The sequence below is a fragment of the Psychrilyobacter sp. genome, assembly GCF_037132775.1.
Taxonomy (GTDB): domain Bacteria; phylum Fusobacteriota; class Fusobacteriia; order Fusobacteriales; family Fusobacteriaceae; genus Psychrilyobacter.
Genome location: NZ_JBAHZY010000076.1, coordinates 1 through 23423 on the forward strand (window position 1 = coordinate 1; position 23423 = coordinate 23423).

Annotated in this window: 21 protein-coding genes; 2 read left to right on the plus strand and 19 right to left on the minus strand. The window is 32.2% G+C overall.

The genetic code is table 11. The features are described from left to right. Positions 1-168 precede the first annotated feature (168 nt). The 8 genes from V5784_RS04995 to V5784_RS05030 all read right to left on the minus strand — a co-directional run bounded on the left by V5784_RS04995 (position 169) and on the right by V5784_RS05030 (position 7185). Positions 169-885, minus strand: coding sequence for a class I SAM-dependent methyltransferase (locus tag V5784_RS04995; protein WP_336887943.1), 717 nt, complete (start codon positions 883-885; stop codon positions 169-171). 72 nt (positions 886-957) lie between these two features. Further along, the gene (gene glmM, locus V5784_RS05000) at positions 958-2322 is read right to left on the minus strand and encodes a phosphoglucosamine mutase (RefSeq protein ID WP_336887944.1); all 1365 of its coding nucleotides are present in this window, start codon (positions 2320-2322) and stop codon (positions 958-960) included. 69 nt (positions 2323-2391) lie between these two features. Then, positions 2392-2931 carry a Gx transporter family protein gene (locus V5784_RS05005; RefSeq protein WP_336887945.1) on the minus strand — a complete coding sequence of 180 codons (540 nt, stop codon included), beginning with the start codon at positions 2929-2931 and terminating at the stop codon, positions 2392-2394. A 2-nt stretch (positions 2932-2933) separates the two neighbouring features. Further along, positions 2934-4361 carry an adenylosuccinate lyase gene (purB, locus tag V5784_RS05010; RefSeq protein ID WP_336887963.1) on the minus strand — a complete coding sequence of 476 codons (1428 nt, stop codon included), beginning with the start codon at positions 4359-4361 and terminating at the stop codon, positions 2934-2936. 29 nt (positions 4362-4390) lie between these two features. After that, complete coding sequence (locus V5784_RS05015; protein WP_336887946.1) at positions 4391-4834, minus strand: hypothetical protein; 444 nt, start codon at positions 4832-4834, stop codon at positions 4391-4393. 37 nt (positions 4835-4871) lie between these two features. Further along, entirely contained in the window at positions 4872-5297 is a 426-nt protein-coding gene (gene rimI / locus V5784_RS05020; RefSeq protein WP_336887947.1) for a ribosomal protein S18-alanine N-acetyltransferase, read from the minus strand. Positions 5298-5337: 40 nt separating this feature from the next. Next, entirely contained in the window at positions 5338-6264 is a 927-nt protein-coding gene (lepB, locus tag V5784_RS05025; RefSeq protein WP_336887948.1) for a signal peptidase I, read from the minus strand. 102 nt (positions 6265-6366) lie between these two features. Continuing rightward, positions 6367-7185, minus strand: a complete 819-nt coding sequence (locus V5784_RS05030; protein WP_336887949.1) for an N-acetylmuramoyl-L-alanine amidase — start codon at positions 7183-7185, stop codon at positions 6367-6369. A gap of 311 nt (positions 7186-7496) precedes the next feature. On the opposite strand from V5784_RS05030, the gene V5784_RS05035 reads away from it, so the two are divergent. Then, complete coding sequence (locus V5784_RS05035) at positions 7497-10484, plus strand: insulinase family protein (protein ID WP_336887950.1); 2988 nt, start codon at positions 7497-7499, stop codon at positions 10482-10484. Positions 10485-10597: 113 nt separating this feature from the next. On the opposite strand, the gene V5784_RS05040 is transcribed toward V5784_RS05035, so the two are convergent. The 10 genes from V5784_RS05040 to V5784_RS05085 all read right to left on the minus strand — a co-directional run bounded on the left by V5784_RS05040 (position 10598) and on the right by V5784_RS05085 (position 21672). Then, positions 10598-11527 (minus strand): transketolase family protein, encoded by a 930-nt coding sequence (locus tag V5784_RS05040; protein ID WP_336887951.1) that lies wholly within the window; start codon positions 11525-11527, stop codon positions 10598-10600. A gap of 15 nt (positions 11528-11542) precedes the next feature. Further along, entirely contained in the window at positions 11543-12376 is an 834-nt protein-coding gene (locus V5784_RS05045; RefSeq protein ID WP_336887952.1) for a transketolase, read from the minus strand. A 173-nt stretch (positions 12377-12549) separates the two neighbouring features. Beyond that, positions 12550-13191 carry a fructose-6-phosphate aldolase gene (gene fsa / locus V5784_RS05050; RefSeq protein WP_336887953.1) on the minus strand — a complete coding sequence of 214 codons (642 nt, stop codon included), beginning with the start codon at positions 13189-13191 and terminating at the stop codon, positions 12550-12552. A 603-nt stretch (positions 13192-13794) separates the two neighbouring features. Then, on the minus strand, positions 13795-14703 hold the full coding sequence (gene rbsK / locus V5784_RS05055) for a ribokinase (RefSeq protein WP_336887954.1): 909 nt from the start codon (positions 14701-14703) through the stop codon (positions 13795-13797). Positions 14704-14745: 42 nt separating this feature from the next. Next, positions 14746-15717: a LacI family DNA-binding transcriptional regulator gene (locus V5784_RS05060; RefSeq protein ID WP_336887955.1), complete on the minus strand. Its 972-nt coding sequence runs from the start codon at positions 15715-15717 to the stop codon at positions 14746-14748. 352 nt (positions 15718-16069) lie between these two features. Beyond that, entirely contained in the window at positions 16070-17029 is a 960-nt protein-coding gene (locus V5784_RS05065; RefSeq protein WP_336887956.1) for an ROK family protein, read from the minus strand. A gap of 110 nt (positions 17030-17139) precedes the next feature. Next, entirely contained in the window at positions 17140-18024 is an 885-nt protein-coding gene (locus V5784_RS05070; RefSeq protein ID WP_336887957.1) for an ROK family protein, read from the minus strand. Between the two features lie 166 nt (positions 18025-18190). Continuing rightward, on the minus strand, positions 18191-19132 hold the full coding sequence (locus V5784_RS05075) for an ABC transporter substrate-binding protein (protein WP_336887958.1): 942 nt from the start codon (positions 19130-19132) through the stop codon (positions 18191-18193). Positions 19133-19153: 21 nt separating this feature from the next. Next, positions 19154-20140, minus strand: a complete 987-nt coding sequence (locus V5784_RS05080) for an ABC transporter permease (protein ID WP_336887959.1) — start codon at positions 20138-20140, stop codon at positions 19154-19156. 50 nt (positions 20141-20190) lie between these two features. Next, positions 20191-21672, minus strand: coding sequence for a sugar ABC transporter ATP-binding protein (locus tag V5784_RS05085; protein WP_336887960.1), 1482 nt, complete (start codon positions 21670-21672; stop codon positions 20191-20193). Positions 21673-21926: 254 nt separating this feature from the next. Between V5784_RS05085 and V5784_RS05090 the strand changes: the two genes are divergently transcribed. Further along, positions 21927-23078 carry an ROK family protein gene (locus V5784_RS05090; protein ID WP_336887961.1) on the plus strand — a complete coding sequence of 384 codons (1152 nt, stop codon included), beginning with the start codon at positions 21927-21929 and terminating at the stop codon, positions 23076-23078. 156 nt (positions 23079-23234) lie between these two features. Here V5784_RS05090 and V5784_RS05095 read toward each other — a convergent pair. Next, positions 23235-23423, minus strand: a 189-nt coding sequence (locus V5784_RS05095; RefSeq protein WP_336887962.1) for an integrase core domain-containing protein, incomplete at its 5' end; no start/stop codon positions are given.

Genomic DNA, 23423 nt, shown 5'->3' on the forward strand with positions numbered 1-23423 from the left:
TCATATATGCTAAAATGTTTATATCCTTTTTTCATAAATTAACTCCTTTAATGTTTGTTGTCGTAACTACATTATATCGGTTTTTATGAAAAAAGGTCTTTTTTTATTTCAAGTGGTCGACTTGAAATGATTATACACCAATCATAAAATCTCTATAAGAAGGAAGAGTTATTTTTTAAGCGTAAAGAATATTCTTTCCCCTGCTAATTCAGAGTTTTCTTCTACCTCTACCACCTGGAATCCTACCTCTTTGGCAGTATTTATTATCTCATCTACGGTAAATATCTTCTTTACGTACTCCTCTGTTATCTTTTTAAACATACCATTTTTTTGTTTCACAAAAAAAGTGGTATCTACATAATCTACCCCTTCCTCCTGATCTTCCTCGTGTTCCCAGATAATCATTATATCTCCTCTGTCATCTATAAAGTTTCCCCCGGGGAACATTTCCTCCATGAGTTCTCTGGTCACTACATCAAATATATATAGCCCATCTTCATTTAAATTTTCCCATACACTAGAAAAAGTTTTCTTCAACCCATCCAGGGAGATCAAATGATTTACCGTATCGAAAAGAGAGATGACAACATCATGTTTTTTATCTAATTTTAATTCCCTCATATCCTGCACATAAAATGATGCTGTTTCTACCTTTCTATTGGCTATTTCTACCATCTCTTTAGACAGATCAACACCTGTCATCTCATAATCTGAAATTAATCTGAGAAGCACTTCTCCTGTCCCACACCCCAAATCTACAATAGTTTTAGGTGAATCTCCATACCTTTCAATTTTTTCTTCAATAATATCCTTCCACCCATCATAATCTGCATATTCCATCATTACATCGTATACTTTAGAAAAATTTTTATACACCCTCATCATCCTCTCTTTTATAATTTTTTAGGTAATTTTTAGATAAAAAGAGATTCTTATAAAGAACCTCTTTTTATCTGATTACCCCAATTCTTTTTTTACCACTTTTGCTATCTCTTCTGCTACATTATCTACTTGAGCCTTTTCCTTCCCCTCTACCATGACTCTAACCAGAGGTTCCGTTCCAGAAGTTCTAACGAGCACTCTTCCCAATCCATCCATCTCTTTTCCCTTTTTCTTTATGATCTCTCTTATTGCATCATTCTGATTCCAAGTATTTTTCTTAGAGTTTTCTACCCTTACATTGATTAAAATTTGCGGCCAGTTAACTATACCTGATACCAATTCATCTATAGATTTACCGCAATCACGCAGTGCTTCTACTAATTTTAAAGATACTAAAATTCCGTCTCCTGTGGTGTTATAATCTGACATTATTATATGTCCTGATTGCTCTCCACCAAGGTTCAGTCCTTGTTCCTTCATCTTGGCTATTACATATCTATCTCCTACATTAGCTCTCACTAAAGTAATTCCTTTTCCCTCTAAATATTTTTCAAATCCCATATTACTCATGACAGTAGTCACTACCTTATTATTATTTAACTTATCTTTTTCTTTTAAATTTAAAGCTAATATAGAGATAATCTTATCTCCATCTATTACATTTCCAAATTTATCTACCGCCATTAGCCTGTCAGCGTCTCCATCATAGGCTAATCCCAGGTCTGCACTATATCCTACTACAACTTTAGCTAAAATTTCCGGATGGGTCGATCCACACTTTACATTGATATTCGTCCCATTAGGCAGGTCATTTATAGACACTATCTCTGCTCCTAATCTGGAAAATACTGACCTGGCTAATTTAAATGCCGCTCCATTGGCTGAATCCAGGATTATCTTCATCCCTGAAAAATCTCCCTTTACAGTAGATAGTAAATAATCTCTATAGAGAAAATAGTTGTCATCTTCCATCAGAACCTTCCCGACTTTATCTCCTGCCACACATTCCTTTGCGATTTTCTCATAGTTATCCATTAAACTCTCTAATTCTAACTCTATCTCATCTGGTAATTTCATACCATTACTTCTAAATATCTTTATTCCGTTATCCTTAGCCGGATTATGAGAAGCTGAGATCATTATTCCTGCATCTGCTGACTTCACCTGAGTAAGATATGCTACCCCTGGTGTCGGCAATACTCCTACATAGGTGATATCAACACCCATAGAAGATAGTCCCGCCATTAGGGCTGACCTTAACATATATCCTGATATTCTCGTGTCACTTCCTATCACTACATCTATCTTCTTTTTATTTGGATTTTTTTGCTTTAAATAATAAGCCAGGGCATACCCTAATTTCATAGCTATATCCACTGTAAGTTCCCTGTTGGCCTCTCCTCTTATTCCATCCGTTCCAAAATATTTTCTTTTTTTCATCTTATATCCTCCTGATCGCCTGAGTATACGGGTAATTCGCGATTTTCCCCTCGCAAATTTTTTCATTTTTCATTTTTCATTTTTCCCTACTTCTCTTAACTTCAATCTGCTGGCTATAACTCCTATTACTCCTCCTGATCCTACTCCTATTCCCAAAAATATCATGACAAATATCAATATGGATCTTTCCATTATATCGGTGTTCCTAAATATGAGAAGGTATACCACTATTAATTGTACTATATTATGAGTCAGAGCCGAAAAAATACTTATTGCCACAAGACTTAGGTTTTTTTTGAAATTATATAATAAACACATGGCTCCTGTACTTATTACCCCGGATATTAAACTTATAAAAAATCCTGGGGTAAATAGGGTCCCGATCATCATCCCTTGAATGAAGATCCTTAAAAACAAAACCTCAAAAGCCATCTTCTTTCCAAATTTTACCAAAACTATTATCGTAGCTAAGTTAGCTAACCCCAATTTCATCCATGGAAAGGGTTTTGGGATTATAGTCTCAAACAACGAAAAATAGAGAGCTAGCAGCACAAAGGCTACTAAATAAAGCTCTCTCTTTTTATTTTCGTTTTTTTTATTTCTTTTCACAACTATACTCTCAAGCCAGCTTCCATTCCAAGTAAGTGCTTATATTTTTTTATGATTGGGCTGATCTCTTCCTCTATAAATTCCACTGTTTGTTGAGGAGCAAACCCGATAAAGTTTTTAGGTTCTAAAATAAACACCAACTTTTCCTTATCTATATTGAAGTAATCATCAGCTAAGATTCTTTCGATGAGGTCATTATCTTTCCCCTCTACCTTAACTCGCTTCCCAGCTTCCATAGAATGTTCTCTTATTCTTTCATGTAACTCCTGCCTGTCTCCGCCATTTTTTACACCTTCCATGATGATATATTCAGTTGCCATAAATGGCAGCTCAGACATGATCCTCTTTTCTATCATCTTTGGATACACTACCATCCCGTCAAAGATATTTTGTAAGATAACCAGCATTGAATCCACTGCTAAAAATGCCTGCGGTACAGCTAATCTCTTGTTTGCTGAGTCATCCAATGTTCTTTCAAACCATTGAGTTGCTGCTGTCATAGCTGTACTCTGCTGCATAGCTATTACAAATTTCGCCAACGATGATACTCTTTCGCTTCTCATTGGGTTTCTCTTATATGCCATTGCAGATGATCCGATTTGCTTCTTTCCAAACGGCTCCTCTATCTCTTTTAGATGTTGTAATAATCTAATATCGTTAGTTAATTTATGAGCTGTTTGAGCTATATTAGATAATAAGTTCAATGTTTCTGAATCTATTTTTCTATCATAAGTCTGGCCAGTCACCATAAATCTTCTGTCAAATCCCATTTTTTTAGAAACCATGATGTCCAGCTGCTTTACCTTATCATAATCTCCATCGAATAACTCCTCGAAACTAGCTTGAGTTCCGGTTGTTCCCTTCACTCCTCTGAATCTCATATTTTCCATTCTGAATTCCAGCTCTTCAAAATCTAACATTAAACTCTGTAACCACAGTGTAGCTCTCTTTCCTACTGTAGTAAGCTGTGCAGCTTGGAAATGTGTAAATCCCAAAGTGGGAAGATCTTTATATTCCATTGCGAAATCAGACATATTTTTAAACACGTTTATAAATTTTTTCTTTAAGATCTCGTACCCGTCTTTTATTTGAATTAAATCTGTGTTATCTCCTACATAAGCAGATGTCGCTCCCAGATGGATAATTGGAGCAGCTGACGGTGCCTGTATACCAAATGCATATACATGAGCCATTACATCATGTCTTACCTCTAATTCTCTTTTAGCCGCCACATCATAGTTGATATCGTTCACATGTTTTTTCATCTCTGCTATCTGTTCATCGGTTATATTCAGCCCTAATTCTTGCTCTGATTCTGCCAAAGCAATCCAAAGCCTTCTCCAACTTGAAAATTTCTTATTCGGTGAAAAGTTTTCTAACATCTCTTTAGATCCATATCTCTCTACTAACGGGTTTGAATACACATTCATCATTCTTCTCTTCATCTCCTAATATATTTTTATCCACCACATTTTATGGTAGTTATTAAACTTTTTATATCTTCTTTCTTTTTTTCCAGATGACTTATCATTTTATCCACATCTTCCTCAGATTTTATGGTCCAGATTAAAGTTAGTGTATCCCCCTCTAAATTTTTAGGGACTTCAACTTTCAAACCCTTATTTTTTATAGAGTTAGACAATCCCTTCACCTTATTCATAACCTTACTCATGATGGGGGTTCTATATTCCCTTATGATCTTTAAAAATTTCATTGTGTCGTGCTTTCTATTATTTTTTAATTCTATCTCCATCTCACCTATAAATTCTAAAAAATTTATACCCTTTATATTTTTTAATTCTTTAAAAAATTCTCCTACCTCTTTTTCAGTAGAATATGAAAGATGCAGATGTTTTTCTGCAAACTCTATTATGTCTTTATCTTCTATAAATTTATATTCCATTATTCCACCTCTAATTTGAAATCTTTCCTTTTTCTATTTATTTAGAAAATAAATAAACTATACCGTCTTCCCCTGTGTCTTCATAATATCCCTTTCGAATATTAATCTTTTCAAATCCCAGACCTTCATATAGGTTGATCGCTGGCTCATTGGATACTCTGACCTCTAATATCAAGTTTTTATCCAAATCTTTCAAAACAGAAGTGAGAAGTTTTTTCCCCAGTCCTTTCCCCCTAGAGTTAGGAGAAATAGCTATTTTTATCACTTCATATACATCTACACTATCAAGTAATATAATATAACCTGCCAACCTGTTTCTATTAAAAATCCCGAGAAATCTATAAGAGGATTTACTGTACATATCAGCCAAAGTTGAGATCCTGTAACTATTCATAAAAGAAACTTGCTCTATATCAAAAATGGGAATTAAGTCATCCTCTTCTATTCCTCTTATCTCTGTCATTTTTTTACCCTACTCCTTTATATATAATTTTTGTTAAAAATTATTTTAACAACCCAATTCTATTCAACGGCCAAAATCTTACAAAAGCTTTCCCTTCAATCCTATGTTGTGCTACAAAGCCCCACATCCTGCCATCATAACTTCCATCAGTATTATCTCCCAATACCAAGAAATAATCCTCAGATATAGTAGTTTCTACTGTTTCTCCACCCAATAATTTTTTTAATATCTCTTCATCATGGATATAATCTAATATCATCCCTGTTTTTTTACCATTTATATAAAAATTTACATCCGGCAATACCTGACTCAATGCCCCAGGTTTATCCAGTAGATATTTTTGTACTTTAGCTATATCTATATTTTTATCTTTAAACTCTTCACTATAATTTCCCATTGGAACTATGGTCAATTTATCTCCTTTTTTAGGAACTACCCATTGATTGTATCTCAGTTCTCCTAAATTAGAGTATCTTCTGTCATCTATTTGAATTCCATCTATTACCAGCCTTTCATTATCGATCTCTACAATTTCACCGGGCAACCCCATAAGTCTCTTTGTATACAGAACCTTATTCTCTACAGGTTCCTTGAATACAATTATATCTTCCCTTGAAGGCTCGGTAAACTTATAGATCACCATGTTTCCAAACAGTCTATCCTTTGGAACAATAGTCGGAATCATAGATCCTGTAGGTACTAAAAAATTTCCTAAATAAAATTTTTGAATTATAAGTACTAAGATTAACGCCGACCCTATGGCTTCGGTGAAGTTAACGGTTTTTTTCACCCCTATTTTTACACCTTTAGATCTTATATTTAACTTTTTTATTATAAATTCTGAAAATCTATCCCTATAAACGCTTATCTGTGCTACTACTTTTTTCTCTTTTAACCATAAGAAAATAAAAAAAGTTGTAAGTATCACATAAAATATTCCATTTATTATCAATCTATTCATTCCCATATCAACCCTTAATCCTCCTCTAAATTCCTTATAATATCTGCATATTTTAACATATTTATCATTTTTTTTCCACGAATAAAAACCTTGAAAACCCACGTCACCTTAATCATACTTCTTATTGAGTGCTTTTAGGATTGCAAAGGTCTCTAAATCCATTTTTCCTGTTACTCTAGCCGGTCTAAAATGAGCTTGAAAAGCTCCTATAACCTTTATAGTTTCTCCGTCCTTTTCCCCACTTATTTTAATTCCATACCCGTATCTTCTAAGTTCCATCTGGAAATCTGCTTCACTATATTTTTCGTATAGATTCTGATCATAGAATTCATGAAAATCTTTCAGCTCATACCAGGCTCCCACACCATATTTCCTATAGAGTTGTTCCCATGGAAACATGAGCCCTGGATCTTGTTTTCTAGTAGGTGATACATCTGAATGTCCCAAGACATTTTTAGGGGATATCTTATATTCTTTTACCAAATTCTGGAGGAGTTTTCCTATCTTTTTTATTTGATAATCCTCATAGGGATAAAATTCCCTGTTGGCTATATTTTTAACCTCATCTTCCATATCTAGGTCTATAATTGTTTTTTTATATCCTTCATTGACTATCTCTATTCCTATGGAACTGTCATTTAAATTAGTTCTTCCTCCAAATTTACTTAGGCCTGCATGCCAAGCTCTTTTTTCAAGAGGAACTAACTGGTATATAGAATCCCACCTTTTATCCGTCACCAAATAATGAGCACTTACCTCTCCCTCAGTCAAGGCTCTAATAGATCTCTCTGTATCAATCGCTGTATAGTGGAGTATTATAAATCTAACCCTTTCATTATATCCTGTTGCTTTATAGGTCTTATTATCTATCTTATAACAAGAGGTAAAAATTAATGCTCCTGCTATCAGTAATATTATCCTTATCATCATCTACCTCCTGACCGCCTACGGCAATTAAAAAATTATAATTATTAGATTCAAAGACCTTTCCCTTCATATTTTCAAGTCATAGAAAGTCATTTTTCTAAAGTCCTTACAAGCTTGCACCTTATTATTTGAATATTAGTGTTAATTGGTTACCGAATTTTTATCTTTTTTTTAAACTCTCAATTTTTTATTATGACTACCTTAACTTTATTATACCCTATTTCCCAATATCCTATCCGAAAATTTGTTATTACATTCAATATAGTGTAAACTTCTAGTATCCTTTAAAAATATATACAAATGGAGGCACTATGAAATTACTTATGATATTTATGACCCTTTCTTTTCTTATCTCTTGTGGTAAGAAAGAAATTAAAAAAGAGAAAAAAAGCTTTACACTCATCGAAACGAGAGAAATCAAAAATTTAGGAGCTACAAGTTATACTTATAAACATATAAAAACAGGTGCTTGTGTTATTTATTTAGACGACCAATCTCCTGAAAAAGTTTTTGGTATTGCATTTAAAACTCCTGTAGTGGACGATAGTGGAGTAAATCACGTATTTGAACATGCTGTTTTGCAGGGATCAAAAAAATATCCAGATAAAAATTTATTCTATGAGTTAGATACCAAAAATATCCCATCATTTTTAAATGCCATGACTGGTCAGGACTATACGGTCTATCCTTTCTCAGCAGTAGAACCAAAATCTTTTGATAATCTGATGGATATCTATTTAGACGCAGTTTTCAATCCACTGGTATTAGAAGATGAAAACACTCTAAAAAGAGAGGGATGGAGATATGACAGAAACCCCAATAATGATGAATTAATCATTAATGGGATAGTCTATAATGAGATGAAGGGAGCTTTTTCCAATCCATATAGAAACTTATCTTTTAGAATGAATAGACTTATGTATCCAGACGAGATGGCTAATTACAGATTTTCTTCTGGGGGATTACCTAGTAGTATCCCAAATTTGGATCTAGATCATCTCAGAAAAACTCATGAAAAATACTACACTCCTTCTAATTCCATTGTAGTTTTAGCAGGAAAGCAAGACATAGAGAAATCACTATCTAAATTAGATGAATATTACAGTCAATATGACAAGACAGATATTGCTAAAATAGAGATTCAACACACACAGTTAAAGGATGAATTCCATAACGAGAGTTATCCTGCTCCTAAGGGATCTCCAAATATCTATATCTATGGTACTCTTATGAAACCTAAAACATCTCTACCAGAACTTATGTTTATAACATCTCTTTTGGCCGATTACGAGATCTCACCATTGAAAAAATTATTTGTGGACGAAAAATTTAGCGGTAGTTTTGGGTTGCATAATGACGGTACTCTCCAGCCAAGAGGATATTATCTTATCCAAGGTGCAAAAAAAGAAGAAGTAGCTAAATTTAGAAAGCTAATGGATGCTAAAATGAAGGAGATCGCTAAAGTAGGAATAGACGCTGAGATAGTTGAACTAGCTCTCAGAGACTATAAAAAACAACTGGCCAAGTCTCAATATTCCAAAGAAAGAGCATCTGACCTCACAACCAGTATTGCTACGAGTTATTTTTACTATGATAAGCCGTATTTATTCATCTCTGACGACAAGATAAAAATATTGGATGATTTAGCTAGTAACCCTGAAAAAATTAAACAGCTAATAGGACAATATTTTATAAATAATACAAATAAATTGGAAATTTTCTTTACTCCAGACGAAGATCTTTTAGCTAAAAATGAAACCTTGGAAAAAGAAAATTTAAATAAATTTGAAAAAAATCTAAATAATAAAGAATTAGAGAATTTAAATTCAGACATCAAAAAATTTAATGTCTGGTCAAAAGAACCTGTAGATAAAAAAATTATTGACTCCATCCCCAGTGTGAAATTAAATGATCTTTCTGATTCCGAAATTTCTGTTGTAAATCGAAGTGAAGAATCAGTAAATGGAGTTACATTTGTAGACAACGATATCAATACCTACGATATTAATTTAGTTTCTTTAAAATTTGATGCCAGCGGTTTAGACCAATCTGAAAAACTAGATTCAGAATTATTTTCATATCTGATGGCTGCCAGCAGTACCAAAGATTTTTCCTTTGAGGAAATATCCAATAATTTAACCAAGTATTTTTTCAAACTCGGTTTAAATAACAGGACTGTCCTTTTAGATAATGACAATATATCGAGAAGATTTGTAATAAATTTTGAATACCTTCAGGATGACAACACCGAAGTATACAGCACACTAGAAAATCTTTTCTTAGAGGGTAATTTTGACAACAAATTAGAGATCAAAAAAAGATTAGAAGGTCTTCGTGATTCTATCTTGACTAGTTCTTCAGATGCTAATGTTATCAATAGAATGTCGGTAATCAAAGCCATGTCTATGATCAACCCAAACTACAACTATTATCTGGATGAAGAAGTTAATTTTGGAGGAAGAGGTTACTATATCTATCCTCCTATGTTGACTAAATTAAATAAGATTTTAGACAACTATGATGAAAACTTTCTTCAATTACAGGAAGATATGAAAAATATCAGAGAAAATATATTCAATAAGCATAATTTACTCATCTTCTACGCCAATAGAGGTAACTATCAAAACTTTAAATCAGATATTACGCCTCTATTAAGTAAGATGAAAGATACACCTACCCCAAAGAAAAGTTATGGAACGCTGGAAAATTCTAATCTAGCTATTACAGTGCCCGCTCAAAACGGATCGACTTCTTGGGGGAATAACCTGACAGATATGGGCTACGAATACAATGGAAAACATAAGATTATGTCTAATATGATCAATGAATATCTAAACAATAGAATTAGGGTACAAAATGGTGCCTATGGAGCATGGTTCTATATCACATTAAATAGAGATATCGTAGCTTCATCTTACAGAGATGGAGAGGTGGATAAAACCATTGATACCTATAAGGAAATACCAAGTTTTTTACAGGGTGAACTAGATATAGAACAAGAAAAATTTGACGGATTTATCCTAAAAAGTATGGCAAAATATTATCAGGCTTATACTCCTGATACCCTTATGAATCTATCATACACCCACTATCTATATGATATAAGTTTAGAAGATATGGAGCGAGAAAAATCTGAAGTTTTATCTACATCTAAGAAAGATATCCCAGAATTTATAGAAATAATGACTAAATTTAGTCAACAAAAAAATTATTCTACTGTAAACAATGAAAATATCATAAAGGAAAAAGGTAGTAATTCTCACTTTGATAAAGTTATTGAATTTAAAGATATAAAATAAGAGAATCTAAAAAAGCTGTGGAAAATTCCACAGCTTTTGTTATCTCATTTCCCTTAAACTTGTCTTCGCTCTTAATAGGGAGAAAACATCAGAAAAGATGAGGGTGTATTTAATTATATACTTTCTTTTACTTTTGCTACTATATCTTTTGCTCTCAATTTATATTCATCTAATAATTGGTTACCTGTTCCAGATTGACCAAATTGATCATAGATTCCTAATTTTTTTACTAAAGTTGGATGAGTTTCTCCTAAAAATTCAGAGATTGCTCCTCCTAATCCTCCTATCACTGAATGCTCTTCACAAGTTACAATGAACTTAGTCTCTTGTGCTGCTTTTAAGATAGTAGGACCATCTAATGGCTTAATTGTAGAAACATTGATTACTCTAACTGAGATCCCTTCTGCTTCCAATGTCTTTGCTGCTTCCATAGCTTCATGAACTAACATTCCTGTAGCTGCGATTGTAACATCTGTTCCTTCTTTTAAAGTATCAGCTATTCCAATCTCAAATTTATAGTCAGTATCTTTGTAGATATCTTCTGTATCTAATCTTCCTGATCTGAGGTATACAGGACCATCATATTCTGCTGCTGCGAATACCATTTGTCTAGTTTCTTCTGCATCTGCAGGACATAATACTACCATTCCTGGGATAGATCTCATAAGAGAGATATCTTCTACAGATTGATGTGACCCTCCATCCTCTCCTACAGAGATTCCTGCATGAGTTGGAGCTATTTTAACATTTAATTTTGGATATGCTATAGTATTTCTAATTTGCTCAAATGCTCTTCCTGCTGCGAACATTGCAAATGTAGAAGCGAATGCTATCTTTCCAGTAGTTGCAAATCCTGCTGCTGTAGCCATTAAGTCTGCTTCTGCAATACCTACATTAAAATGTCTTTCAGGGAATTCTCCTTGAAATATTGAAGTCTTTGTAGATTTAGATAAGTCTGCCTCTAAAACCACTACATCTTTATTTATTCTTCCTAATTCAGCTAACGCTTCTCCGTAAGCTTGTCTTGTAGCTTTTTTACTCATTTTTTTGGCCTCCTATTAGTTATTACAACATTCTACGTGACTTAATTCTTCTAATGCTTTGTCTGTTTCTTCAGATGTAGGAGCTACGCCATGGAATCCACATATATTTTCCATAAATGAGATACCCTTGCCCTTAGTAGTTTTAGCTATAACCATTGTAGGTTGACCTTTATGAGCCTTAGCAGCTTCTAAAGCTCCTAATATTTCATCAAAGTTATGTCCGTCTATTACGATTACATTCCATCCAAATGCTCTCCATTTATCATCTAATGGTTCAACACCCATTATCTTATCTACATTTCCATCTATTTGTAAGTTATTCGAATCTAAAAATGCACATACATTGTCAAGTTTATAGTGAGCAGAAGTCATAGCAGCTTCCCACACTTGACCTTCTTGTACCTCTCCATCTCCTAACAATACGTATGTTCTATATGATTTGTTATCTAATTTTGCTGATAATGCCATACCATTCGCTACTGATAACCCTTGTCCTAATGAACCTGTTGAGATATCTACTCCTGGTAATTTTCTCATATCTGGATGCCCTTGTAAAGGTGATCCAAATTTTCTAAGTGTTCCTAATAACTCTCTATCAAAATATCCCTTTTCTGCTAATGCTGCATATAACACTGGAGCTGCATGTCCCTTTGATAAAACGAATCTATCTCTGTCTGCCATCTTTGGATTCTTTGGATCAACGTTCATTTCATTGAAGTATAGTGCACTCACTATATCTGCTGCTGATAGAGATCCCCCTGGATGTCCTGATTTTGACTTACAAATCATAGTCACAATATCTTTTCTTATCTGTGTAGCTTTTTCCTTTAACATCTTGATATCTGCCATTTTAACTCCTTTTTAAATAAAAATTAGTGTACATTATTTGTTTTTTCTAACAATATTATATGTAATATACTGGTTATTGTCAAGTTATAAAAAATAGTACAGAGCCGAGAATTTTTAATTTTCAACTTAAAATCCAGCATTAACTCTGCTATCTGTACTATAATTTAATTTATTTATTTTACCCCTTCCCAGTCAGCTAAGAATTTAGCTATTCCTGCGTCTGTTAATGGATGCTGAGTCATTTTTTCAATTACACTGAGAGGCATAGTTCCAATATGTGCTCCTGCTTTGGCAGCTTCCTTTGCATGTAATGGATTTCTGATACTTGCAGCAATTATTTTTGATTTTATATTGTGTACATTAAATATTTGTACAATTTCTCTGATTAATTCGATTCCATCTATACCGATATCATCTAATCTTCCTAAGAATGGTGATACAAATGTTGCTCCTGCTCTAGCAGCTAATAGTGCTTGGTTAGAAGTAAAAATCAAAGTTACATTAGTTTTTATCCCTCTTTTAGATAGTGCAGAACAAGCTTTTAATCCTTCTATAGTCATAGGTACCTTGATTGTGATATTTGGATGAATTTTTATTAAATCTTCAGCTTCCTCTAACATCTTAGGAGCTTCCAATGAGATTACTTCTGCACTTATAGGCCCATCTACTATGGATGTTATCTCTGTTACGACCTCTTTGAATACTCTTCCTTCTTTTGCAATAAGTGATGGATTTGTAGTTACTCCACAAATAACACCCATATCATTAGCTTTTTTTATGTCTTCCACATTTGCCGTATCGATAAATATTTTCAATTTTATTCCCCCTTAAATGTTTGTTTTTACAAACATATTTAATAACTGATAATTAATCTTAAAATCATAAGTATCCTAGCTCTAAATTATATATAAGGAAATATCCTTACTTTTTCATTAATTTCCTACAATTTATACTTTAATAAAATTTAGATCTTATAAATCATTCTACTACAATCTATAGGTTATAAATATGCCTTTTGTCCTAAAATTAGATGAGAATATTACTTTTTTGACATAATATCAATTCTGCTAGTGCCAACGCTCTATAGTCCCTATATTATCTAATATATTCATGGGGTCCATAAGCATTTTTTAATAAAGTAAATGGGAAGAAATTTCTTCCTCCCCATCCTAGATATTACAGAGCTGATCCCACTATTTAATAATCTTCCTTTTTTCATAAGTTTTTCCTTCTTCTCTTTTGACACAGAGAGCCACTAAGCTAGAAAAGAGAGATTCACAGAGTTTTTTATTATTTTTTCTCTATAACTTTTTTCTATCTTAATAGATCTGTGATCGTCTCTATTTTATCCGTGTATGCATAGCATCAGCGTGCTATTTTTTAATATTTTTTTGTGTAATTCGTGACTAAATTTCCACCTAAAATTTATAATTCACTACTTCATCCCATGTAGGTAGTGAACTCTGGGCTCCTTCTTTGGTTACTGTTATAGCTCCTACACGAGCTCCAAATTCCATGGCTTCCTCTATTTTTTTCCCCTCTGCTAACATCCTGATAACTCCACCAATAAACGAATCCCCTGCTGCCGTTGGATCTACGGCTTTGACTTTATGGATTCCTACTTTCACCACTTTATCCTCTCCTACAAAGATCGAACCATTTTTCCCCCTGGTAACTATGAGATTTTTTACTCCCATATCCATAAGTTTTTTAGAAGCCGCTATTACCTCTCCCTCGGAATCTGTAGACATTCCACTGAGTAATTCTAATTCAGTTTCGTTGGGTACCAAGTAATCTACATTTTTTATTATATCTATTGATAACTTCTCAGCTGGGGCTGGATTAAGTATCGTAATTTTATTATATTCCTTTGATTTTTTTAGGATATATTCCACCACATCCATAGGAATTTCTAGTTGAAGGAGCACTATATCTGCATCTTTTATTAGCTCTATGTTTTTATCTATATCACCTATAGTTATCTCGGAATTGGCTCCCGGGACCACTATTATTGTATTGTCTGCATTTTCATCCACTACTATTGTAGCTATCCCCGTATTTTTTTCACCTTTTTTTATACACTCTATATTTACATTATTCTTTTTTAATTCCTCTATTAATATATCTCCATGGGAATCTTTCCCTACACAGCCAAACATAGTTACATCTCCACCTAATTTAGCTATGGCAACTGCTTGGTTTCCTCCTTTTCCTCCTGGAATCTGAAAGAAGCTCTTTCCAATAATTGTTTCTCCTAATTTAGGATGCCTTTCACTCATGGTGACTAAGTCCATGTTAAGACTTCCAATTACTAATATTTTTTTCATTTCCCCTCCTTGTAACCGTTTACATTTTCTATTGAAAATTTTTTATTCTTTTATTTTCCCTGAGATTTTTACAATCTTTCTAGATCTATCTCCATTTAATTTTCCTTTTAAGATATCTACTGCTTTTTCTCCAACAGACTTTACATCAAATTCTAAATAATCTATCTTTATCCCAAAAATTTCAGCCATTTCTACCTCATCAAAACTAAATATTAGGATATTTTCTGAGATTTTAATATCATTTTCTATAAGCCCCTTTATAACTCCTAGGGTCATCATATTGTTGGCTACAAATAGTGCTTTAGGAAGTTTTTTTTCTCGAATTATTTGAGTTATTATCTTATATCCCGATTCTATTTTATAATCACCATAGTATATTTTTTCCTCTAAGTTTTTCTCTCTCATAGCTAAACTATATCCTTCTAATCTTTTAGTAGCCGTAGTAGTTCTTATGGGTCCCGAGATCATTGCTACGTCACTTACCTTAGTCAATAGATATTTAGTTGCCTTATAGGCACCGGTTCTATTTTCTAAATATACCTTGGAAAAATTATCTCCCTCGACTTCTCTATCTATAAGTACGTAAGGAATTTTAAATTCATCTAACCGATTAAAATGTTTATCCCTTGAAAACTTATCTTTTGCTACAGGGACTATTATAACTCCCTTCACCCTTTGTTCTATCAGGATCTCTATCACTCTTTTTTCTTTTTCTAGACTGCCATAACTATTTAAGAGGATTATATTTAAATTTTCTTCCTCGATCTTTTCGTATATACCTTTTATTATCTTTCCAAAAAAAGGATTATCCAAATCTGGTATTACTACTCCGATAGTATTTGTTTCTTTTCTAGCTAAATTTTGAGCTGTTATATTGGGTTTGTAGTTCTTAGCTTTTATAACTTCTAAGACCATTTTTCTTGTCTCTTCTTTCACTAAAGATGAATTATTTATCACCCTCGACACTGTGGCTGTGGAGACACCTGCTAATCGTGCTATATCTTTTATCTTCATCAGTTTCTCCTCACTCATCTTGTAACCGCTTATACATTTTATACACCATTATAACATCTTTGTCAAATGGTTTTAAAGTTTTATTCTCGAACAACTTTTAAAATTAAATTATTAAATCAAGATTTTTGATCTTAATTTTATAATTCTTTCATCCCTTTAATTAAAAGATCGGCCGTAGCCGTATTTGTAGCTACTAGTATCTTATGAACATCACAAAATCAATCAATTCATCTTTTTTTCTATCATGTGCTACAAGTGCTATTTTTTTCATCTTATATCCCTAAATAAATTTCATATTTCGAGAATAAAATTTAACATTTTTTTATCTTTATAGTAAAATATAATAATTATATTAATAGTCATTTGTTGCGGTAAATAATGCCCCGTAATCTCCTATTGATTCTCCCAATTCCGATTTCAATATCTTACACCTTTTATATGGAATTCCTAACGCTTCCTTTTTCAATACTTTCTCTATGGTCCCTCTAAATAAATCTTCACACCTAGTAAAAATACTCCCTATAATAATTGCCTCTGGATTAAGTAAATCCACTAATATAGACAAACCTTTTCCTAATTTTTCTGCACTTTTTTCTATGATTTTAATGGCTAAATACTCCCCATCTTTAGCTCTATCAGCTATTTTTTGAGTTGTCAAACCCTCTGATAAATCTATTATAAGTTTACCTTTATAACCATCTTCTATTTCTTTTTCGATCATATATTTCCCTAACTTTGCTATTCCTCCACCACTACAAAATCCTTCGAAAGATCCAACCTTTCCGTACCCTGTTGGTCCTTCATCCTCTAATCTCATATGCCCCACTTCTCCAGCCATATCGTCTATTCCTGCATAAAGTCTTCCGTTCAGTATCAAACCTGCACCCATACCCGTTCCAAATGTTAAAAAAATTACATTTTTATATCCCTTCCCTGCACCTATTTTCCACTCAGCTATAGCACAAGCATTTGCATCATTTTGTAAATATGTTAATTTATTATATTTTTTTTCAAATATTTTTTTCATTTCAACATTATCCCAGCCGGGTAAATTAGGAGGAGACATTATTACGCCTTTACTACTATTTAATGGTCCTCCACAACTTATTCCAAAATTTTTGATATTTTCTATTGTAATTTCATTATCTGACATCTGTTCCTCTATCATTTTAAACATTTTTTCAATAGTAGCTTCTGGAAGTTTTGTTCCCTTTGTAAAAAATGTTCTTCTATCTAATATATTCATATTTTCATCAGCCAATAAAGTTGCTATTTTAGTCCCACCTATATCAATTCCAATATAATACTTCATTTAGCCTCCGATTTCTAAAAAAAATTTCCTCTAACATCAAAAAAATTATCCCTATCGCCTTTATTATTTCTCCCACTTATAACCACTTTCAAGGTCTATAAAATAACAAATTATAAGCCTGCCTTATCAAAAGCTAGCTTAGCAAGTGCCAACCCTCCACAAATACCAGCATTATCACCCAACTTAGGTGGTACAATATACTCATCTATATTTTCTAGTATATTTTTATGAAAGACATAACCATTTAATGTTTCTACTACTTTTTTTCGAATCAGTGGAAACAACTGTTTTTGTTTCATCACTCCCCCACCTAAAATTATTTTTCTAGGTGACATTATAAGAATATAATTAATTAACCCTTGAGCTAAATAATATGCTTCTAAATTCCAAGCTTTATGATTCTCCTCTAGTTCATATGCTTTTACTCCCCATCTTTGCTCTATAGCAGGTCCAGATGCCATTCCTTCCAAGCAATCGCCATGATAGGGGCATGTCCCTTTATAATCGTCATTTTTTTCTCTTTTTACTAAAATATGACCTGTCTCTGGATGAGTCATCCCATGAACTAGCTTTCCACCACTATATATTCCACCACCTATTCCTGTTCCAACAGTAAGATAGATTACTGAATCTAGACCAATAGCACTTCCCCACTTAATTTCTCCTAATGCTGCACCATTTACATCTGTATCAAAACTCATAGGTATATCAAAATATTTCTTCAATTCTCCCAGAATATTATAGTTACTCCAATCAGGTTTGGGTGTAGAAGTTATATACCCATACGTTTTTGAATTCTCATCCAAGTCAATAGGCCCAAAACAACCTATTCCCATAGCCTCTATTTTTTTATCCAAAAAGAACTCTACCACTTTTTTTAAAGTTTCATCCGGTGTTTTAGTCAGAAATGATACTTTTTCTAAAATCTCACCTTTTTCTGTACCAATAGCACAAACAAATTTTGTTCCCCCCGCTTCAATTGCTCCCAGTAACATGACACCACTCCACTTATACTTTATTACTTACCTACTTTAATAAAAAATATACCACACTTTCTTACTGATTCTCTAATGTTATTTTCAATATTTTCAACCTTCTATAAACTATGAAAGTACCAACAATTAAAATTAGGATTGAAGCAAGCTTCAACCCTAATTAATTTTATTTTATCTTATCAAGGTTTTCTTTCGTTACAACTGTAACTCCTGTATCTATTTTTTTATCTCCAGTTATTCCCGCTGTTATGAATTTATATGCAGCTTCTACAGCTTTTGCTCCCATTACTTCTGGGTTTTGAACCATACTTGCTTGAATAACTCCTGACTCAATACCTTTAATAATATCTGCTGACTTGTCAAATCCTACTAATTTTACTTTTCCTACGTTTCCAGCTTCTTCTATTGCTCTTGCTACTCCAACTGTAGAACCTTCATTTCCACCATAAAATCCTACTAAATCTGGATTAGCTGTCATTATATCTGTTGCTTGATTCAATGCTAAAGATTTATCTCCATTTGAATATTGTATCGTTACAATTGACATCTTTGGATATTTTTCCTTTATCCTATCCTCAAATCCTGCTGTTCTCTTAATTGTTGTTCCAGCTCCTGGTTGAGCCATTATTATAGCTACCTTTCCTGTTTCCCCTACTAATTCTGCCATTTTATCTGCTGCTGTAGCTGCTGCTGCATAGTTATCTGTAGCCATAAACGAAAGATACCCTTCTGTATCTATACCTGAATCTATTATAACTACTGGAATTTTAGCATCGATTGCTCTTTCAACTACAGGTACTAATGCAGCTCCATCTGATGGTGATAGTAATATTGCATCTGCCTGCTCTGTTATTGCATCTTCTACCATTCTAGTTTGCTCATTTGGATCTACTTTTCCTGTTGGTGCTCTGAATATAATATCAATCCCACCTAGCTCTTTCGCTTTTTCCTCTGCTCCTGCTTTCACCGATAACCAATGTTCATCCAATGAATCCATTGTAATTAAAACCATTTTCATATTTTCTTTTTTTGTATCTTCTACCACTTTTTTTTCTCCACAACCTACCAACAATAATAATACCGAAGCTACCATAAACATTTTTTTCATTTTGACACCCCTCTATTTAATTTATTTTCTCTTGATTCTATCAGCAAATACTGCAATAATTATTACTGATCCAATCATTATTTCTTGAATAAAAGCTGAAACACTTAATAAATTTAATCCGTTCCTAAGAACCCCTATAATCAAAGCTCCTATTAATGTTCCTGTTAATAGCCCTTCTCCTCCAGCTAAACTTACCCCACCTATTACCGATGCTGCTACAGCATATAATTCATACCCTGTTCCAGCTGTAGGTTGACCTGATGCTATTCTTGAAGCCATTATTATACCTGCTACAGCAGCAAGTAATCCTGAAAATACATACACTATAATTATAGTTCTTTTTGTATTAATTCCTGAATATTTAGCTGCCTCAAGATTACTTCCAACAGCAAATATTCTAGTTCCTAATTTAGTCTTTGATAATATAAATCCAAATAACAATGTTAAAACTATGGTTATTATTACAGGAATTGGAATCCCTGCTATCTTATTATTTCCTATAACATTAAAACTTTTACTTAATCTTGTAACCGGTATTCCGCCAGTAATAAAAAGAGCAACACCTTTAACAATACTCATAGTTCCTAAGGTCACAACAAATGGCGGCAGATCTCCATATGCAATTAACGAGCCATTAATTAATCCTACTAAAACACCTGCCAATAACCCTAGAATAATTGCTATACCTATAGGCATTCCTGATTTTAATGCCATAGCCGATATAACTCCTGCTATCGCCATATTAGAACCTATTGAAAGGTCTATTCCTGCTGTTATCAATACAAATGTTTGCCCTAAAGCTATTATAGCAATCATTGATGTTTGCAAAGCGATCGTTAATAAATTATTCGAAGTAAAAAAATATTTCGAATTTAAACTAAAAATTAACATCATTATCAATAAACCACTTAATATAGACATTATTTGAAAATTATTTTCTCCCACTTTCATTCTTATTTCTTTTAAGGAATATTTTTTTCGGCGTTTCAAAATTTCCTCTTTCATCATTCATCATTCCCCCTTTTTTTATCGATCAATTAAATTTTAAATTATCAAAATTATGTCGAATAAGACATTATTTCTTCTTGATTCGTTGACAGTGTATCAACAATTTTTTTTATTTTACCTGAATTCATTATCATAATTCTATCTGTTATTCCTAACAACTCTGGTAATTCAGAAGAGATCATTATTACACCTATACCTCTTTCCTTTAGATCATTCATCAACCCATAAATTTCAACTTTTGCATTAACATCTATACCTCTTGTTGGTTCATCCAATATTATTATCTTTGGATCTTTTAATAACCATTTTCCAATGACAATTTTTTGTTGATTCCCCCCACTTAAAGTTTTTACTTTAGTTTCTAAATGGGGTGTTTTTATTCGCATTTTTTTTATCATATCATTCGATTTGATTTTTAAATCCTTTTGCTTTACTATACCTAAAATTTTAGTTGAAATATCATCTAATAATGGCAGACTAAAATTTTTACTTACAGTCATACCTATTGCTAACCCTTCTTTTTTTCTATCTTCAGGAATATATACGATTCCATTATCCATAGCTATTTTAGAACTCTTAATCTTAACTTCCTTTTCTTCTATCATTATTTTCCCAGTAGGATTACCCAACATTCCAAATATACTCTTTGCTAATTCTGTTCTTCCAGACCCTACTATTCCGGATATACCTAAAATTTCCCCCTTAAAAAGTTCAAAATTTATATTAGAAATATATTTTTCGTTTGAAAAAGATTTTACCTCTAATATTTTTTTCCCCCTCTTAATATTTCTTCTTGGAAACTGTTCTGAAATTTTTCTCCCTACCATTTTAGATATAATTTCATTCATTGTAACTTTATCAAATTGAAACGTATCTATAAATTTACCATCTCGAAAAATAGTTACCCTGTCTGTTATTCTTTTTAATTCATCTAATTTATGAGATATGTATATTATTGACTTACCTTCTGATTTTAGCTTTCTTATAACCTTAAAAAGACCATCAACCTCTTTTTCACTTAAGGAAGAAGTCGGTTCATCCATTATTAATATTTTTATATCTTGTGAAAGAGCTTTTGCAATTTCAACCATTTGTTGCTTTGAAACTGATAGATTAGAAACTTTTTCACTAGGTTTTATATCCGTTCCCATCAGTTCCAATATTTCTCTAGCTTTGAATTCAGAAGCTTTTTTGTCTAAAACAATACCTTTTTCTATCTCTCTTCCTAAAAAAATATTTTGCGCTACAGTTAAATGGTGACACAAATTAAGTTCTTGATATATTATCCCAATGCCTAACTTCATAGAATCACGTGGTGATCCTATCTCTTTTTCTTCACCGTAAACCAAAACTTTACCGCTATCACTTTTATATACACCAGAAAATATCTTCATCATTGTAGATTTCCCAGCACCATTTTCTCCTAAAAGGGCGTGTATCTCCCCTTTCTTTAAATTAAAATTAACGTTGTCTAGAGCTTTTACTCCTGGAAATATTTTTGTTATTCCTCGAGCTTCTAATATATATTCCACAATTACCTCCTCAACTAGTAATTTTTTAGAACTTCTTATTAATTAAAACACCTTTAATTAGAGGTTACTTCATTCTTTTAAGTATGTCAACTTTTTATTCGGTTTATGTTTTATTCTAAGCCTTAATTATTCATTAAAGAACGATTTTTGATTAATAAAGAGGCTTTATAACGTTGACTTCTAAAAAAGGAAGTGATAAGCTATTATTAAGAAGCTCTAAATTTCTATTGTTTAAGGAGGTGTATGTTTTTAAAATGCAGATAAAAATTGATAATAATTTAACAAGAAAATCTAATAGCCTAATGATATTAAATGAAATTATGAAACAACCTCTTTCAAGAACTGAACTAACCTTCAAAGTAAAACTTACTATGGGTGGTCTTACCCCTATTATAAAAAACATGATTTTATCTGGTTTAATAGAAGAATTTAAAGGATTAAGCAACTCAAGTTTAGGAAGAAAACCTATCCTTTTAAAAATAAATAATAATAAATTTAAGATAATCACTATCTCTATTAGTCGTGATAAATATACAATTTCTGTTGTAAACTTCGGAAATTTAATTTTAAAAACTAAAGAAATATACTATCAAAATAAAATTTTTACTAAAGATAAACTGTTAGAAAACATCTCAATTGATATTGATAACATTAAAAAGAATTATGAAATCATTGGATTAAGTATAACGGCTCCTGGTCCTATAGACTATACTAATGGTGTGATTTTAAACCCACCTAATTTTAATGGATGGTCTAATCTTGAGATCAAAAAAAATCTTGCTAAAGATAATTTCCCATTTTCTCTAGAAAATGATGTAGATGCTATGTCTTACGCTGAAAGTTATATCGGTGAAGCTCAAAATTCAAAAAATTTTATAAGCCTCAATATTGGTCAAGGAGTAGGTTGTGGAATTTTTATTAATAATAAAAATTTAAGAAAAACAAATAGAAATTCTTGTGAAATTGGTCATATGAGTGTTAATATTTTTGGTGAAAAATGCAATTGCGGAAATACTGGATGCCTAGAAGGCTATATTAGTACCAACGCCATTCTGAACCAAATCAGCATCTCTAAAAAAAAATATGTTAATTGGATAGAAGTTTTTAGCTTATACAAAGATAAAGACCCTATTGTTCTAGAGATAATTAATCGATCTATTGAAATTTTAGGACACGCTCTTGTTAGTTTATTAAATATTTTAGATTTAGAATTAATCGTTTTGAGCGGAGCATTTTCTTTCTTAGGAAACTCTATCCCTTTAGTGTTAGAAGACAGTATTTCTTCCAATTTAATTTTTAAAAATAAAAATATTAAGGTTGTAAATTCAAAATTAAAAAATACCGAAACTATCGGCTCATCTATATTATTTTTTAAAGAATTTTTACAGAATAACGATCTGTTTTAAAATTCATAATTCAAGAGAAAATTAATACCAATAAAATAAAAAAATCATATTCCTGAGATAAAATTTAACATTTTTTTATCTTTATAGTAATATATAATAATTATATTAATATGAGGAGTATGGTGGTCGTGTTTGTCAAACAGTTTATGAAAAAACTTAAGCAATTTTTTGAGTACCAAAATATACCTTAGCAGGTGTTTCATAGTCTAAAGAACTATGTCCTCTATCGTTATTATAAAAATTAATATACCTTTTTATTCCCGTGTATAATTCTCTTAAATTTTGATATTCATTAAGAAATATTTCACTGTACTTTATTGTCCTCCAAAATCTTTCTATCCATAT